Raw genomic sequence first — 16,552 nt, 5'->3', positions numbered from 1 at the left:
GATTCCCCCGCCTTTTTATCCATTTACGACCAGCCGACAGCGTTAGCAAACAGCAGGAAAAGCACGGCCGCTCCCATCCAGAGGCAAAACAGCGGAAGGATGAATCGCAGCCACTTGTTCCAGGCAATCCGGCTGATCGCAAGCGTCGCCATAAAGTAACCCGATGTCGGAAAGACGATGTTTGAAAAACCGTCGCCGAATTGGAAAGCCAGAATTGCCGTCTGCCGCGTAATTCCGACAATATCAGCCAAAGGCGCCATAATCGGCATCATTATTAAAGCCTGTCCGCTTCCGCTTGGAACAAAAAAGTTAAACAGCATCTGTGTGAAAAGCATCGCCGTAACCGTTAAATAAGAAGGAAGTTGTGAGACCGCATGAGACAAGCCGTAAACAATCGTATCCATGATCTGCCCGTCGGCCATAACGACCGCAGCAGCTCTTGCAATGCCGCAAATCATCGCCCCGACGAGCACTTCTTTAAAGCCCTCATTAAAGGACTCGGCAATGTCTCTCGAGCTCATGCCGGCAATGTAAGCAGGAATGATGCCGAGCGCGAGGAAATAGCCCGCCATTGTCAGCATATCCCACCTGAAATAAATGACACAGCCAATCAAGCCGGCAAACAACCCAAGCGCCGCGATACCGGCCCATTTCACCCGTCTGCCTGCTTTAAAAGCAGGCACCGCTTCTACTGCTTCTTTCCCCGTCAGGCTTTTTTCAGGATGCGCCCTGACCTTTTCCGCATATTTGAGCACATATACAGCGGCAATCGCCGTAATGACAACAAAGATGACCGCCCTGTACCCCATCCCTGAATAAAGCGGGAGACCGGAAATCATTTGTGAGGTTCCTACGGTAAAAGGGTTTGTCAAAGCGCTCGTAAAGCCGGCGATCGTCCCGCACAACGCAATTGCTGCTGCTGTCATCCGGTCATATCCGAAAGACAGCAGCAGCGGAAGAATGACAGGGACGTAAACGATGGAAAGCTCAGGCGTCCCGATAAAACAGGAAATGCCGGAAAAAACGAATATTAAAACAGGTGTAACGAAAACCGGTTTGTTCCTGAACTGACCCGCCAGCAGACGGACACCGAGCTCAATGACAGACGCTTTCCGCAGAACGGCAAAAGCGCCGCCAATCACAAATGTAAACACGATAATCGGGGCCGCTTCTGTCATCCCTTTCGGAACAGCCGTAAGCAACCCCAAGATATCAACCGGCGTCTGTTCGATCCGTTTGTAGGACGCCGGATCAATCATTTCCCTGCCGTCCGGACTTTCCACCCGTTCATATTCGCCCGCCGGAATCACATATGTCATAAGCGCCATTAGACCAATCATGACAGCCAGAATGACATAAATATGCGGAAATTCCTTTTTGCTTTTTTCTTTCTTGTTCACGTCTTCTGTTTTGTAAGCCGGCATTCCCATTTTCGATCATCCCCTTTTCCATGTTAACTTTTTTAACATATTAAATGATTACAGCATTAATCGCATTGAAAAATCCTCTAAATTTCAGCATGTTTTCAGTTAAAATACCTAAATCTACACGGCCAATCCAGAAAATCGTCATATTTTCTATCAAGTATTAAGCCGACAATCTCGACTGTTCCTTTTCTGCATTTTCATGTAAAGTCATAAGAAAGATCAGCATGTAAAGGAGAGAGTTCACATTGCAACAGTGGATTAAAGAAGTCGCAAGAGGAAAAAGGGGCGCCCGCGATTTAACTTATGAAGAGGCCAAACAGGCTGCAGAAGCGATCGTTACGGGAAATGCCAGCCCCGTCCAGACCGCCGCATTCTTAATAGCGGAGCGGATGAAAACAGAGTCCCCTGAGGAATTGCTCGCGTTTACCGAAGCATTGCGGAACAGCTCGAAAACACTGAACCTTTCCAAAGCTGTAAAAGATGCGGTCATCGATTTTGCGGGACCTTACACAGGAAGACATTCTTTTTTAGCAACCATTCCCGCCTCGCTCCTTCTCGCAGGAAACGGAGTCCCCGTGTTTCTCCACGGCAGTGATGCATTGCCGCCCAAATATGGAACGAGTGTAAAAAATGTCCTAGACAAACTCGGAATCCCCTCTGAGACTGATCCTGCGCAAACGGCACACTCACTGGAAGAGGCCTCAATCGGATTCGCAGCCGCCGAAACATTTTGCAAACCGTTTGTTCGGATGAGGAAAATTCGCGAAGAGATCGGCATCCGCACCGTGCTGAATACAGCTGAAAAACTGGTCAACTTCTCTGATGCCGACAAGCTCATGATTGGCGCGTTTCACCGGACGGCCATTCAGAAAATGCATCCCGTTTTTCAGCACTTGACGTACAAAGAAGTGTTCATTGTCCAGGGGGCGGAAGGCTCGGAAGACGTACCGGTCCACAGAGGCAGCTTTGTGTTTACGATAAAAAACGGCGTGATCGATTCCTTTATATTAAAGCCGGAAAAATTCGGGCTTTACGCAGATGAAGCAAAGCTCAACAAACCGCTGTCTGCTGAGGAACAGGCGGAAAAACAGCTGAAAGAAAAAGCCGGCCTGGAAGCCCTCGAGAGGTGGAAAGCTTCATTTACAAGACCGTAAGAAAACCGTAACCAAAATGATATTTCCTTTTCATGAAAAGATTGGATAATGGAAGAAATGAAAAGGAGGGAATCGAAAGATGAACCGAAAGTGTCTCATACCGTTTATTTTGATGCTGTCAGCGATGTGCGCGCCCACCCAAAACGCAGAAGCCTTCCAGTTGTTTTCCTTACACGTCCAGCCCCATCAGTCCTCGGCTCCGGCGGATTACTATGAACAGGCGCAAGGCAAAACAGGCGAAGCTTTAAAACAAGCGCTTCACGACACAATCGACGATCATAGAGAGCTTTCTTACAGCGAGGTATGGGAAGCACTGAAAGCAACGGACGAAGATCCGGCCAATCGAAATAACGTGATTCTCTTATATTCCAGAGAGTCGCGCTCTAAACAGGCGAACGGGGGGCAAACTGGCGATTGGAACCGCGAGCACGTATGGGCAAAATCGCACGGTGATTTCGGAACAAGCAAAGGACCCGGAACAGATTTGCATCATCTCAGGCCCAGCGATGTGCAAGTAAACGCCGCCCGCGGAAACCTTGATTTCGACGAAGGCGGCAGCCCCTATCCCGGTTCTCCCGGAAACCGCTATGACGGCGATTCCTGGGAACCTGACAAAAGCATTAAAGGCGATGTCGCCAGAATGATTTTCTATATGGCGGTCCGCTATGAAGGGGACGACGGCCAGCCGGATCTTGAAATGAACGACACAACGAACAACGGATCTAAACCGTACCACGGAAAAATGTCGGTTTTATTGAAATGGCACCATGAAGATCCTGTCGATGCCCTTGAAAGAAAGCGGAACGACATCATCTATCAGCAATACCAGCATAACCGCAATCCATTCATTGATCACCCTGAATGGGCGGAGGATATTTGGGGCTCAGGCGTTTTGAATTGAACAAAAAAAGCGCCTGCCCGGCGCTCTTTTTTTAAACCTCTCTTTTTTTGTTCAGCACACCGATTTTAGGGCCAGTTCAAATTCATGGTATCCCGCGCGCCTGCAAATATTGGATTCAAACGCTTGTCAAAACGTCTCCTTCTTCAGCATGTCGAGAATGTCAAACAGCGTATGTTTGATGACAAATTTGCGATACTCAGCGGAACCCTGCGCATCGTCCAAAACAGGGCCGGGAAAGCGGCTGATCGCCTTTTCCACCCTTTGATCTACAGGGAGCGATTCGTCATTCAACGCAGATTCCACTTCTGATGAACGAAACGGAAAAGGGCAGACACCGCTAAATGCACAGCGGACGCGTCCGTCTATTTCAAGAGCTGAAATCGTCGCCAAAGGATATCCCGTATCCCATTGCTGCCTCACTTTTATGCTTGCAAAAGGCTGATGAAGATAGCGTTCTTCAATCAAAAGGAAAATGAGGATTTCTCCCTTGTTCAGCTTCAGCTGCTGATCGAATACGTCGTGAATCAAATAGCGCTTTTCCCCCTTGTCTCCGATCGTCACCACTTTGCTGTCGGTTAATAAAAAAGGCAGCACTGCTTCGCGGTAAAAGATCTGCCCGCAAATATTGCCGCCAAGCGTAATCTTATTGCGCGCCGTATGGTCGGCCACTTCCCTTACCGCTTTGCTCAACAATGGAAAGCCGCCGTTTTCCGTGATCTCTGTCAATGTTAATGCTGAGCCTAAAGCGAGGTGGCGCCGTTCAAATTGCAGAGTTCTGCACTCAGGTATGTCTTTAATATCGATAACGGCATTTGGATGAATCACCCTCAGCCGTCCTGGTATTAAATGTTCTGTTCCGCCGGAAAAATAAGCCGGCTTTTTCCCCTTGCGCTCCAAGCTTTGAAAGAGCTTTACCGCTTCCTGCGCAGATTGGGGCCTGTAATACTCAAAGTCAAACTGGATCATGGCGACCCTCCTTTTACTTTCCAAATTTGTTCGGGAATCAGAGGCGGCCGATTGAACCGAACACCTGCCGTTCAAAAAAATCGGCATGCACTACGAAGAAAGTCATATGGTTTTCTCAAAATTTTCCTCCATGGATTTATATTGAAAAATTTTCTATTTTAAAACTGTAAACAAGAAAAAAGTTCACTCTAGCTTCGAGTGAACTTTTTTTGCAACATGATTCAACTTTCAAGCGCGCCGGCCGGATCATATAAAGCGATATCAAGCTCAGGCTCTTCTCCCAAGGCGAGTCTTGCCAATTCCGCGCCAAGGTAAGGACCTGACGTGAGCCCTGAAGCGCCAAGGCCGTTGGCAACAAGCAGCCCGCAAATGTTCGGCAATGAGCCGATCACGGGGAGAAAGCCTGGTGTAAACGGCCTGAATCCTACACGCGTCTCAAGCAGCTCGCTCAATTCCAAACCCGGCGCAACAGCAAGCGCCTTTGAGAAAATTTCGTGAAGGCCGCCAGCCGTTACCCGAAGATCATCAAGCTCCGCTTCATTTTCGTGAGTAGCGCCGGCAACGATCCGGCCGTCTTCAAATGCCAATATGTATTGGTCATTCGGAGGCATCACAACAGGCCAGCTGCCGGTATCCGCCTCCGGAAGACGAAGATGAACAATCTGCGCTTTTTGGTGGCTGACTGAAAAACGCACGCCGAGCGGCTTCAAAAGCTCGTCCGCCCAAGCGCCCGCTGTGACCAGCACCTGATCAGCGTATATTTTTTTGTCAGCTGTGGAGATCCCTGTTACCCGGTTTCCTTCATAGAGCAATGAAGCGTTTCCGGCAACAACTGAAGCTCCGTATTTCTGTGCGGCATTCACAAGTGAGCGGCGGAGCAATTTTCCGTTTACGCGCGCGGCGCCGCTGATATGAACCGAGCTGTACCCCTCTGCCAAAGGCGGAAATAAACGCTTCGTTTCCTCATGGGATAAACGGGTGATCTCGCCGATTTCAGGCGCATCCTTGCGCCTGAGATGCGCCCGTTCTTCCATTTTCTCCAGCTTTCGCTCGTCTGTATGCAAGCTGATAGCGCCTGTCCGTTTATACCCCGTCTCCGATTCTCCGTCAGCTTCAAGCTGCTTGATTAAATCGGCGTAGTACGCCGCTCCGCCTTTTGCAAGCTTGTACCATGCCTGGTTTCTGCGCTGCGAAAGCCAGGGGCAGACGATTCCCGCCGCGGCATCTGTAGCCCTTCCCCGCTCTCCGCGGTCAATCAAGGTCACTTCCGCGCCCTTTTTTGCAAGATGATAAGCGGCAGAAGCGCCGAGGACGCCCGCTCCGACTACAATAAAAGATTTCATGATTAACACCTTTTTCATTTCTGTTTATTTACAAATATAACGGATCACATCGATGGAACACAACCTAACCAACGGCTACCGATATCACGCCAAGCACCATAAAGACAGCCGCGACAATTCTAAGCCGTCCGAAACCTTCAGACAAAAGAACCGCCCCCATCACCGTTCCGATTAAAATGCTGATTTCCCGAACCGGTGCCACATAGCTGACCGGAGCAAATACCATGACACTCAGCGCCAAAATATAAGCCAAAGAGTTAAAAACCCCCACCCCGACAGCTTCCATCCGGTGATGCTTCCACTCAAAGCGGACTTCGCTCCAGCTTTTCGCGGCAAAAGGAGTCAATATGATCAGACGGCCGAGCGTATTGCAATAATCAAGCAGCAACGGCGGAATGAGAAACCGGCTGACCGCTGCTTTATCAAGGAGGGTATATGCGGCAATAATACCGCCGACCGCCAGCCCGTAAAGAACCGGTGTGAGCGAGCCTGATTCTTTTAACCGCTTGACTCCCCCTGTGAAAAAAAGAATGCTGATCACAATCAAAAGAATCCCTGTTATTGCGGGCAGCGTCAATGACTCGCCAAAAAAGGCGACCGCCAGCACGCAGGTGAGCAGCGGGCCAGTTCCTCTCGCAATAGGGTAGACGAGGGAAAGGTCGCCCTTTTTGTACCCTTTTTGAAGAACAAGAAAAAAGCCCAAGTGTGCAAGGATGCTCGCCATGATAATGGCAAGCTGCCAGATGCCGATCTCAGGCTTTTCATATATGACAACACCTATGGCCAACGGCGTGTAGACAACGGCTGCAATCGCTGTGAACAGCCAGATAAATGGAACGCCTCCATCGGCTTTTTTTGAAAGGTAGTTCCATGATGCATGGATAAATGCAGAACATAATAATACACAAAAACCCACGGCAGTCATTACACAGCCCTCCGTTCATCATAATGGAGCTCAATGTTTGATGACAATGTAGCGCTTCAATTCCCCATGCCATTTCTTTCCTTTAACAGCATCCACCCAGACGTCATACTTGCCCGGTTTCAGCTTTTTCGTCGGGAAGCTCACCCGAAAATGAGATTTTCCGCGTGTTAAATGAACATCTCGATAGATCAGGACAGTTCCTTTTTTATTGATCAGCCGGACAGCGATCATCGTTCCCGTAACAGGACTTTTTCCAGTGACAACGATCGAAGTGGCTGATTTCGTATATGTATTGGCATCCGTCCTGAATTTCACCGCGCCTTTGGAAGGCATAGCAAAGGCTTCTGTACTCCCGGCAAATGCGGCCAGCAAGAAAACAGCGGCTGTCAACACAGCCTTTTTCAACATTTTCACTGGTCATATCCTTTCTTATACAGTATGAATGTCACATGCTATACCCTTCATTATACATGACAATATGATCTAATAAAGATATTTTACAAGAAGATCCTGTTCTTCTTTTAATGGACAAATACTGTATAAGTGGGTGAAAGGGGATGATTTAAATGTATGAAGCTAAGGTGAAAAGACTAAGACAGGTATACAAATTGTTGATGAAGATGGGTATTTTCATGATGATCTTTTTCTCGCAGGCAGCCTTGTGGAAATACTCGTCGATCGAATAGCAGCCCGATTCTTAGCAGGACGGGAAATCTAAGCTGGCAGAGCATATGGAGACAAAAACCTGCCAAGTCTTTTCTTCTTCATGAAATCTCCCGTCTTAACCATTTTCTAATCATTATGCATTCCCCAATCGTAAAGCCAATGATAAAGGCCGCGCAAACTGAGGAGTAATCCGGCTTTTCCATTGACACCTCGCAAATTGCGAATCCGGCCCCCACTCCCAAAAGAATAAACAGATAAGATAAGATACGATTCTCGATTTTAAATAGTTTGCCATAGATCGACCTATCTTTCTATGCTGTACTTAAAGTTAAACTCAAGCAACTTACCTTATTCAAAATTTGAGGTTTTATAACGCCCTGAGTATAATGCTTTTGGGGCCAATACTTAATCCTGTAAGATGCTTTAACTACCCCTAAAATAATTTAGTTTACATGTAGAAAAGCACTCCTTTGGATTTGTCTTCTCGCTTTAACTGTTATCCGGTAGAATTCCACTGCATCTCGAATTTTTTCTTTTTTCTCTAGAAGCTCTGCTGCTATAAGACCGTATTCCTCCATGTCTGCATACTTGCCTTTACTTTCGAAAAACTTGAACGATTCTCGAACCATATCTAGATCAAATGAAAGATAAAGCCCTTTTATTAAGTCAAACTTCGCAAGCATATCTAAATTCTTGTTCCTTTCAGCCAACTCTTTGCCTTCATAGTATAGGTCATCAGTTATTGACAACTTTCCTTGCTTTGCCCTGACATGGGCGAGGTTGAATAATGTTTTTGGCAAAAAACTATGCTTCTCCTCTTTATAAAGGTTCAGAGCTCTTTGAAAATGGTAGGTTGCTTTATCGACATCTTCCAATTTATTGTAGCATATGCCAATATTTAAATGTGATGAACCCATAAGATGAAGAATTCCTTGTGTCTTTGACTCTTTAAGCGCTTTATTTAAATTATGTAGAGCTTTTTCAGGATACATATGATCTAACCAGTTGCCAGCAATAATAAATTGACTTTGCACTCGACGCTCACCGTAGGTTTTATACTTTTTGTATATGTTATACGCACGACTTGCGTAATTCATTGAAAAGAACGTTTGCTTCATATGGTAATAAACTTCAGAAGCTTTGAAATAGAATTCAGCCCTTTCCAGTTCATCACAATCAAAAGAATCAAGTTTTTTCTCGGCTTCCCTATAAAAATTCAGCGCAAGGATTAATTCTTTTTGTCTGAAATGATACATCCCAGCGAAAAAATGATAATAATAATCCAACATCCCTTCCAGATTATTCTGACCGCGAATCTTTTTGAACTCATCAAAACGACTATTTAAATTTACACCGGGTTTAGAATACATATAATCAAGTTGAAGATTATGCCGGAAGAGCAGTAAGTTGTAATAGACAATCACATCCTGATTTTGTTCCATTTGTTCTAATTCTCGTTCAACTTCTTTCTTAGTATCCTCAGCCTTGCCTGTCCAATTGTTTTTTAAGGCTGTATACCAAAAATTCATTTTCGTCGCAACCAAATCATATGGTATCACGCTCACATATCCTCTTCCTTTCTAGCAATATTATAACTTTTCTGAAAACAAAAGGTTTCCTTTTTCTTCATAGTCATCATTTTACATAAAAGAATAATTTTTCACAACAACATTCTAAGAAATCTTTAAAAGTTAGAGGTTCTTTGACCTAATCAATATGATTCGTTTTCCGTGTTCGGGTGAATTTTTTGAAGTATAGGAAGGAAGGCAGAACAGATGAAGGATTATATTTTCCTGTTGATATGTAATTTGGCATAACTAATCGTTAGGAAGGAAAATTCAAACCTCTTTTATGAAATAAAAAGCTAAAGTCCTCTGACCGTATGATTATCATTTAATCTATTCAAGAAAAAACCGCAGATACACTTCTACGCCTTTTAGAAAATTGCTAGGCAATAGATTATATCTGCGGTACATTTGGGGTGCAATCAAATCGAAGTCTGATCACACCCTTTCTTTTCAATGATTAACCAATAGACCCTTCCATCTCAAACTTGATCAAACGGTTCATCTCAACCGCGTATTCCATCGGCAGTTCTTTCGTGAACGGCTCGATGAAGCCCATGACGATCATTTCTGTTGCTTCTTCTTCAGAAATGCCGCGGCTCATCAAGTAGAAGAGCTGCTCTTCAGATACTTTTGATACTTTCGCTTCGTGCTCCAATGAAATGTTGTCGTTCAAAATTTCATTGTATGGGATTGTATCAGAAGTTGATTTGTTGTCCATGATCAGCGTGTCGCATTCGATGTTTGAGCGGGCGCCTTCGGCTTTGCGTCCGAAGTGGACGATTCCGCGGTATGTGACTTTTCCGCCTTGTTTTGAGATCGATTTTGAAACGATTGTGGATGACGTATTTGGTGCAAGGTGAATCATTTTCGCACCGGCATCCTGATGCTGTCCTTTTCCTGCGAGAGCGATAGAAAGCGTCATGCCGCGCGCGCCTTCGCCTTTCAGGATAACGGCAGGATATTTCATTGTCAGCTTGGAGCCGATGTTTCCGTCGATCCATTCCATTGTCGCGTTTTCTTCACAGACCGCACGCTTTGTCACAAGGTTGAAGACGTTGTTCGCCCAGTTTTGAATCGTTGTATAACGGCAGTAGCCGCCTTTTTTAACGATGATCTCAACAACCGCGCTGTGAAGGGAGTTTGTTGTATAAACAGGTGCTGTACATCCCTCTACATAGTGAACGTGAGCGCCTTCGTCGACGATGATCAGCGTCCGTTCGAACTGTCCCATATTTTCTGAGTTGATGCGGAAGTATGCTTGCAGCGGAGTATCAACTTTTACGCCTTTTGGCACGTAGATGAATGATCCGCCGGACCATACCGCAGAGTTCAAGGCCGCAAACTTGTTGTCAGTCGGCGGAATGACTTTTGCCCAATGCTTGCGGAAAATGTCTTCATTTTCTTTGAGGGCGCTGTCTGTGTCTTTAAAGACGATCCCTTGAGACTCAAGATCTTCTTTCATGTTATGGTAAACGACTTCTGACTCATACTGCGCAGATACACCGGCCAAATATTTTTGCTCAGCTTCAGGGATTCCAAGCTTGTCAAATGTTTGTTTGATTTCCTCAGGAACTTCGTCCCATGATCTTTCTGAACGCTCAGAAGGCTTTACATAGTACGTGATTTCATCAAAGTTCAATGAGTTTAAATCTCCGCCCCATTGCGGCATTGGCATATTGTAGAAGTGTTCAAGAGATTTCAGGCGAAAGTCGAGCATCCACTCCGGCTCTTCTTTCATGCGTGAAATTTCTTCAACGATTTCTTTTGTCAATCCCCGCTCTGAACGGAAAATGGAAACGTCTTTGTCGGCAAAACCGTATTTATATTCGCCGATATCCGGCATTTTCTTAGCCATCCATTTTCACTCCAATCTTTATTCGTTATCGCTGTTTTCTTTGGAAACGCCTTTTTCAAGGGCTTTCCATGACAATGTTGCACATTTAATCCGGGCCGGAAATTTTGAAACGCCTTGCAGTGCTTCAATATCGCCTAAATCGATCGAATCGTCGTAGTCTTTGCCCTGCATCATATCTGAAAAGATCTGTGACATCTGAAGGGCGGTCTCCACGTCTTTCCCTTTGATCGCCTGTGTCATCATGGACGCAGAGGCCATTGAGATTGAGCATCCTTCGCCTTCAAATTTTGCATCTTCTACTTTACCGTCTGTTATCTTCATCGTCAGTCTGATTCGGTCACCGCATGTCGGGTTGTTCATATCAACAACGATGCTGTCATTTAAAACCCCTTTGTTTCTCGGGTTTTTGTAGTGATCCATTATCACCTGGCGATACAGTGTATCCAAGTTCACATTAAAAGACATTTGTGAAATACTCCTTTGTCTTCTGAAGAGCTTCAATCAGTTTGTCGATGTCTTCTTCCGTATTATACAGATAAAAGCTTGCTCTTGCAGTGGCGGAAACGTTCAGCCATTTCATCAAAGGCTGTGCGCAGTGATGACCGGCTCTGACGGCGACCCCTTCTGCATCAAGCACGGTTGCCACATCGTGCGGATGAACGTCTTCAAGGTTGAATGTCACGAGTCCTGCACGTTCGGCCGGACCATAGACAGTCGCGCCTTCAAGCTCTTTAAAGCGCTCCAGGGCGTAGGCCGCCAAACGGTGTTCATGCGCCAATATTTCGTCAAGTCCGATGTCTTCAAGGAAGTCAATCGCCGCTCCCAATCCGATCGCACCGGCAATGATCGGTGTGCCGGCTTCGAATTTCCAAGGCAGCTCCTTCCAAGTCGATTCGTAAAGACCGACAAAATCGATCATTTCTCCGCCGAATTCTGCGGGTTCCATGTTTTCAAGCAATGCTCTTTTTCCATACAATACCCCGACCCCGGTCGGACCACACATTTTGTGGGCTGAAAACGTGTAGAAATCGCAGTCCAAATCCTGGACGTCAATTTTCATGTGAGGCGTGCTTTGCGCACCGTCTACGACCATGACCGCGCCGTTGTCATGCGCGATTTTGGCTATTTCCTTAATCGGGTTGATCGTACCGAGAACGTTTGAAACATGCGCAGCCGAGACGATTTTTGTATTTTCCGTCACCGTTTCCCTGACATCGTCCAAGGAAATGGTTCCGTCTTCCTGAAGCGGAATGTACTTCAGCGTGGCGCCGGTTGCTTTGACAGCCTGCTGCCACGGAATAATATTCGCATGGTGCTCCATCGGTGTAATGACGATTTCATCACCAGGCTTGAGGTTTGCGCGGGCATAGCTGAGCGCAACCATATTCAGGGCCGTTGTCGTACCCCTTGTAAAAATAATTTCCTGCATAGACTTCGCGTTTATAAACTTCCTGACCTTCTCACGAGCTCCTTCATATCCATCCGTTGCTTTCGTTCCTAATGTATGAACGCCGCGATGGACATTGGAATTGTAAGAGTTGTAATACTCATCAAGCGTCTCGATGACAACGCGCGGCTTCTGCGAGGTTGCCGCGCTGTCCAAATAAACGAGATCGTGTCCGTTGACCTGTTGGCTGAGAATCGGAAACTGTTCGCGAATATCTTTGGCATTCATTATTTTACTTTCCTTTCAATCACAGAGACCAGCTGCTTCTTCACGCCTTCGATCGGAAGTTCATTGACAACCGGTGCGAGGAAGCCGTAAATGACGAGGCGCTCTGCTTCTTCTTTTGGAATTCCGCGGCTCATCAAATAGTAAAGCTGAACCGGATCGACGCGGCCGACGGATGCAGCGTGTCCTGCCGTTACATCGTCTTCATCGATTAACAGGATCGGGTTGGCGTCGCCGCGCGCTTTTTCACTCAGCATAAGAACGCGTGATTCCTGCTCTGCATTTGATTTTGACGCGCCGTGCTCGATTTTTCCGATGCCGTTGAAGATCGAAGATGCGGAATCTTTCATAACGCCGTGTTTTAAAATATAGCCTTCTGAATGCTTTCCGTGATGAATGATTTGCGTTGTAAAGTTTTGAGTCTGTTCTCCTCTGCCGACGACAACCGTTTTCGTATCGCCGAATGTGCCGTCTCCATGCAGATTTGTCGTGTTTTCAGAAACGGTGTCTCCGTCATTCATTAAACCGAGCGCCCATTCAATTTTGCTGTCGCGTCCGAGTGCAGTTCCGCGGCGGCTGACATAAGCCGTCACCCCTGCGGAAAGGTTGTCGACCGCACCGTATTGCACGCGGGCATTCGCGCCTGTGATCACTTCTGACACGATATTAAAGACCGCTTCCTTAGGGTTCACAGTGCTGATGTAGTTTTCTACATATGTGACTGCACTGTTGTCATCAGCAACGACAAGTACATGGTTGAAAAGCGTTGTATCATTGCTTTCATGGACATAAACAGCTTGCACCGGCGCTTCCAGTTCGACGTTTTTCGGAACGTAAAGGAAGGCTCCGCCGTTCAGGAGGGCTGCATGCAATGCCGTTAATTTATGCTCATCGGCTTTTACGCCGTCTTTCATAAAGTATTTTTTGACCAGCTCGTCGTGTTCGCGGAACGCAGTATGAATATCTGTAAAGATGACGCCTTTATCCTGCAGCTCTTTTGAAAGAGAAAGGTAAGCCGGCGTCTGGTCTCTTTGGACATAAAGCGTTTTGTCTTCATTTCCAAGATCGATCAGCGATTTGACCTCATCTGAAAGATCATCCAAAGAATCAAGCGGTTTATTTTCTACAGTATGCTTATCAAACCGTGTAAAATTCCAATTTGTAATTTTCGTTTTATCAGGTTTCGGCAGCGGCAGATCTTCTGCTTTTTCAAGCGCTTCTAAGCGTAGATCTTGCAGCCATGCAGGTTCCTGGTGCTTCTCAGAGAAGCTTTTGACATATTCCCGATCTACAGATAGTTTTGTTTCCAATGTCATGTTTATCCCCCTAACGCTTACGCTTCTTGACCGACAGTTTCGTCTTCGATTCCAAGCTCATGCTTAATCCAGTCATATCCTTCAGCCTCAAGGCGCTGCGCCAGCTCAGGTCCGCCGGATTTCACAACGCGGCCCTGCATCATGACGTGCACATGGTCAGGCGTAATGTAGTTCAAGAGGCGCTGATAGTGCGTGATGATCAGGCAGCCGAAGTCCTCGCCGCGCATTTTGTTGATTCCTTTTGAAACGACTTTAAGGGCGTCGATATCCAAACCTGAATCGATTTCGTCAAGAATCGCGATTTTCGGTTCGATCATCATCAGCTGAAGAATTTCGTTGCGTTTTTTCTCACCGCCTGAGAAACCTTCGTTCAAGTAGCGCTGCGCCATATCAGGATCCATTTCAAGAAATTCCATGTTTTCGTCCATTTTGCGGATGAATTTCATTAAAGAAATCTCGTCGCCTTCTTCTCTGCGCGCGTTGATCGCTGAACGGAGAAAATCGGCATTTGTAACACCGCTGATTTCACTCGGATACTGCATAGCCAAAAACAGGCCGGCCTGAGCGCGCTCGTCCACTTCCATTTCCAGAACGTCCTTGCCGTCAAGCGTGATGCTTCCTTTTGTTACTTCGTATTTAGGGTGCCCCATAATCGCCGCGGATAAAGTTGATTTACCCGTTCCGTTCGGTCCCATTACAGCGTGGAATTCCCCGCCTTTTATTTCAAGGTTTACACCTTTTAAAATCTCTTTTCCTTCAATCTCAACGTGAAGATCTTTGATTGTTAATGTCGAAGCAGCCATGAAATATACCTCCAATATATATAATCATCATTCTCAATTTATTCTCATTCTAATTTTATAACAAATGAAAAGTGAATACAACAATAGTCTTCCTATCTTTTCGTGTACATGTTCTCAAGTTTAACAAAAAACGTTTTGTTCTTAAAGAGATTGGGACAAGAAAACTTCCCGGACGAGAGATGTGTACCTTACAATCAACAAGCTATAGAAAAACAGCGGGAATTACGAGCGGGAACGGTTTGATCCCAGGCTGCACGATTCATGACGGGAACAGCGCTCCCCTTCTATTTGGACCGTCACATGCTCCACGTTGCATTCTTTCCTTAGATATTTTGATACTTGTTTTAAGATTCTATCCCTGTCACTGTTTTCGTCTGCCACGATATGGCAGCTTAATGACGGCATGTCAGATGAGATCGACCAAATGTGGAGATCGTGAACCTCTCTGACTGACGGAATGGAAAGCAGGCCGTTTTTAAGCGCTTCCGCATCAATGTCTTTCGGTTTTCCTTCCATTAATATATGCACCGAGTCTTTCGTCACCCGCCACCCGCTGACAAGAACCAAAGCCGCGACGGCGGCGCTTGCGATTGGATCGGCGATATTCCAATTGAAGAAAAGCATGAGGAGGCCTGCGATAATCGCGCCGAAAGATCCCAGCATATCACCGATGACGTGCAAAAATGCGCTCCGCATGTTTAAATTCCCGCTTGTGTCGCCTTTCATTAATATCCAGGCTGCAGCAATGTTGACGAACAAACCAACCGTTGCAATCACCAGCATGCCACTGCCGGCGACTTCCGGCGGGCTGAAAAAGCGGTTGTACGCTTCCCAAAAGATATAAAGTGAAATCAAAAGCAAGGTGATGCCATTGATAAACGCAGCCAAAATTTCAAAGCGCCTGTAGCCGAATGTTTTGCTCACAGTTGCGGCCTTTTCCCCAATTTTAAACGCCAAGAGGCTGAAACCAAGTGCTGCAGCGTCGCTGAGCATATGTCCCGCATCCGACAGCAAAGCGAGGCTGTTCGTCAATATCCCGCCTATCACTTCAATGATCATAAAAGTAAAAATTAAACCGAAGCTGATGTAGAGCGCTTTTTGATTGGCTGATCGGCTGCCATGGTGGCTGTGACCTGTGTGATCGTGAGAATGAGCCATCATAAATCCCCCTTTTAATATATGATCATATATTCATATTTAAATTTTACCTTTTCCTTCACTTATGGTCAAGCGGATTCTAAAGACATATAGAAGGACGGATTGACATCCGCCCCCCTCATTTTATCCGATCATGGGTAAATTTGATACGATCTGCTTGCTTTTTTGATGCTGCTCTTCGCGCCTTTTCTCAACTTCAAGCCGGTTCACATGGCTTCTGCTGTACTCCTCGTACCCCATTCCATGCGACTTGTGCATCGCTTTTTCCATTTCGGCCGTGAATTCAAGGTCAAGCTGATCTTGGCTTGAACAAATAATGAATCATCCTTTCAGAGATTTTCTTTCATAGTACCAGTTATATACAAACTCTTCAAAGATGTGTGTGCTTTCAATATGCTTTCACGGATGAAAAATCAATGCTTCATTTGCTGGAATTCTTCCATCGCCTGCAGAACGAGCGTGACAGCTTGGCTCATGGCCGCGCCCCCGCCAAATGCCGCAGTTACGCCGACCGCTTCAAGAATTTCTTCCTCCGACGCTCCGCAATCCAGGCAGCCCTTGATATGATAAATAATGCAATATTCATCCTGTGTATTAACACTGATGCCCAGTGCGATCAGCTGCTTATCCTTTTCGCTGAGCGCGCCTTTTTTAAAGCATTCCTCTGTAAATTCGTTGTATTTGGCGGCAATTCCGGGCATTTTTTCGGAAAAGATGCCGATCCCTGCTTTATATTCATGCAGTGCGGATTCGATAATGCTTTCTGATTCATGCTGATTCACGTTTTGTTCCTCCATT

General features: G+C 46.2%; 15 protein-coding genes. 2 read left to right on the top strand and 13 right to left on the bottom strand.

Features of this window, described 5'->3' with window-relative positions; genetic code table 11:
* Positions 1 to 23 precede the first annotated feature (23 nt).
* Complete coding sequence (locus M1D90_RS04380; protein WP_023856201.1) at positions 24 to 1,430, bottom strand: YfcC family protein; 1,407 nt, start codon at positions 1,428 to 1,430, stop codon at positions 24 to 26.
* 242 nt (positions 1,431 to 1,672) lie between these two features.
* Here M1D90_RS04380 and M1D90_RS04375 point away from each other — a divergent pair, with 242 nt between their 5' ends.
* Complete coding sequence (locus M1D90_RS04375; RefSeq protein ID WP_456283164.1) at positions 1,673 to 2,581, top strand: anthranilate phosphoribosyltransferase; 909 nt, start codon at positions 1,673 to 1,675, stop codon at positions 2,579 to 2,581.
* A 79-nt stretch (positions 2,582 to 2,660) separates the two neighbouring features.
* Positions 2,661 to 3,482 (top strand): endonuclease I family protein, encoded by an 822-nt coding sequence (locus M1D90_RS04370; protein ID WP_020452859.1) that lies wholly within the window; start codon positions 2,661 to 2,663, stop codon positions 3,480 to 3,482.
* 126 nt (positions 3,483 to 3,608) lie between these two features.
* On the opposite strand, the gene M1D90_RS04365 is transcribed toward M1D90_RS04370, so the two are convergent.
* The 12 genes from M1D90_RS04365 to M1D90_RS04310 all read right to left on the bottom strand — a co-directional run bounded on the left by M1D90_RS04365 (position 3,609) and on the right by M1D90_RS04310 (position 16,551).
* Positions 3,609 to 4,448 (bottom strand): FAD binding domain-containing protein, encoded by an 840-nt coding sequence (locus tag M1D90_RS04365; RefSeq protein ID WP_020452860.1) that lies wholly within the window; start codon positions 4,446 to 4,448, stop codon positions 3,609 to 3,611.
* Positions 4,449 to 4,669: 221 nt separating this feature from the next.
* Positions 4,670 to 5,791 carry an NAD(P)/FAD-dependent oxidoreductase gene (locus M1D90_RS04360; protein ID WP_456283163.1) on the bottom strand — a complete coding sequence of 374 codons (1,122 nt, stop codon included), beginning with the start codon at positions 5,789 to 5,791 and terminating at the stop codon, positions 4,670 to 4,672.
* Positions 5,792 to 5,855: 64 nt separating this feature from the next.
* Positions 5,856 to 6,716 (bottom strand): DMT family transporter, encoded by an 861-nt coding sequence (locus M1D90_RS04355; RefSeq protein WP_020452862.1) that lies wholly within the window; start codon positions 6,714 to 6,716, stop codon positions 5,856 to 5,858.
* Positions 6,717 to 6,746: 30 nt separating this feature from the next.
* The gene (locus tag M1D90_RS04350) at positions 6,747 to 7,130 is read right to left on the bottom strand and encodes a hypothetical protein (RefSeq protein WP_023856206.1); all 384 of its coding nucleotides are present in this window, start codon (positions 7,128 to 7,130) and stop codon (positions 6,747 to 6,749) included.
* A 695-nt stretch (positions 7,131 to 7,825) separates the two neighbouring features.
* Positions 7,826 to 8,947 (bottom strand): response regulator aspartate phosphatase, encoded by a 1,122-nt coding sequence (locus tag M1D90_RS04345; RefSeq protein ID WP_023856208.1) that lies wholly within the window; start codon positions 8,945 to 8,947, stop codon positions 7,826 to 7,828.
* A 460-nt stretch (positions 8,948 to 9,407) separates the two neighbouring features.
* Positions 9,408 to 10,805 carry a Fe-S cluster assembly protein SufB gene (gene sufB, locus M1D90_RS04340; protein ID WP_035337663.1) on the bottom strand — a complete coding sequence of 466 codons (1,398 nt, stop codon included), beginning with the start codon at positions 10,803 to 10,805 and terminating at the stop codon, positions 9,408 to 9,410.
* 18 nt (positions 10,806 to 10,823) lie between these two features.
* Positions 10,824 to 11,270 carry a Fe-S cluster assembly sulfur transfer protein SufU gene (sufU, locus tag M1D90_RS04335; protein WP_020452866.1) on the bottom strand — a complete coding sequence of 149 codons (447 nt, stop codon included), beginning with the start codon at positions 11,268 to 11,270 and terminating at the stop codon, positions 10,824 to 10,826.
* Entirely contained in the window at positions 11,260 to 12,480 is a 1,221-nt protein-coding gene (gene sufS, locus M1D90_RS04330) for a cysteine desulfurase SufS (RefSeq protein WP_020452867.1), read from the bottom strand. Before sufS ends, sufU begins: the two co-directional genes overlap by 11 nt.
* Complete coding sequence (gene sufD, locus M1D90_RS04325; RefSeq protein ID WP_123032451.1) at positions 12,480 to 13,793, bottom strand: Fe-S cluster assembly protein SufD; 1,314 nt, start codon at positions 13,791 to 13,793, stop codon at positions 12,480 to 12,482. Before sufD ends, sufS begins: the two co-directional genes overlap by 1 nt.
* 17 nt (positions 13,794 to 13,810) lie before the next feature.
* Complete coding sequence (gene sufC / locus M1D90_RS04320) at positions 13,811 to 14,596, bottom strand: Fe-S cluster assembly ATPase SufC (RefSeq protein ID WP_020452869.1); 786 nt, start codon at positions 14,594 to 14,596, stop codon at positions 13,811 to 13,813.
* Positions 14,597 to 14,818: 222 nt separating this feature from the next.
* Positions 14,819 to 15,754: a cation diffusion facilitator family transporter gene (locus M1D90_RS04315; RefSeq protein WP_023856211.1), complete on the bottom strand. Its 936-nt coding sequence runs from the start codon at positions 15,752 to 15,754 to the stop codon at positions 14,819 to 14,821.
* Between the two features lie 413 nt (positions 15,755 to 16,167).
* Positions 16,168 to 16,551, bottom strand: coding sequence for a carboxymuconolactone decarboxylase family protein (locus M1D90_RS04310; RefSeq protein ID WP_031305044.1), 384 nt, complete (start codon positions 16,549 to 16,551; stop codon positions 16,168 to 16,170).
* Between the last annotated feature and the right edge of the window lies 1 nt (position 16,552).

This window comes from Bacillus sp. JZ34 (assembly GCF_053903205.1).
This window is presented reverse-complemented; position numbering and strand designations above follow the sequence as displayed.

Bases quoted from the DNA above. Each gene is read 5' to 3' on its own strand.
- M1D90_RS04380 (WP_023856201.1), bottom strand. From the start codon at position 1,430: ATGGGAATGCCGGCTTACAAAACAGAAGACGTGAACAAGAAAGAAAAA.
- M1D90_RS04370 (WP_020452859.1), top strand. From the start codon at position 2,661: ATGAACCGAAAGTGTCTCATACCGTTTATTTTGATGCTGTCAGCGATG.
- M1D90_RS04365 (WP_020452860.1), bottom strand. From the start codon at position 4,448: ATGATCCAGTTTGACTTTGAGTATTACAGGCCCCAATCTGCGCAGGAA.
- M1D90_RS04360 (WP_456283163.1), bottom strand. From the start codon at position 5,791: ATGAAATCTTTTATTGTAGTCGGAGCGGGCGTCCTCGGCGCTTCTGCC.
- M1D90_RS04355 (WP_020452862.1), bottom strand. From the start codon at position 6,716: ATGACTGCCGTGGGTTTTTGTGTATTATTATGTTCTGCATTTATCCAT.
- sufB (WP_035337663.1), bottom strand. From the start codon at position 10,805: ATGGCTAAGAAAATGCCGGATATCGGCGAATATAAATACGGTTTTGCC.
- sufU (WP_020452866.1), bottom strand. From the start codon at position 11,270: ATGTCTTTTAATGTGAACTTGGATACACTGTATCGCCAGGTGATAATG.
- sufS (WP_020452867.1), bottom strand. From the start codon at position 12,480: ATGAATGCCAAAGATATTCGCGAACAGTTTCCGATTCTCAGCCAACAG.
- sufD (WP_123032451.1), bottom strand. From the start codon at position 13,793: ATGACATTGGAAACAAAACTATCTGTAGATCGGGAATATGTCAAAAGC.
- sufC (WP_020452869.1), bottom strand. From the start codon at position 14,596: ATGGCTGCTTCGACATTAACAATCAAAGATCTTCACGTTGAGATTGAA.
- M1D90_RS04315 (WP_023856211.1), bottom strand. From the start codon at position 15,754: ATGGCTCATTCTCACGATCACACAGGTCACAGCCACCATGGCAGCCGA.
- M1D90_RS04310 (WP_031305044.1), bottom strand. From the start codon at position 16,551: ATGGAGGAACAAAACGTGAATCAGCATGAATCAGAAAGCATTATCGAA.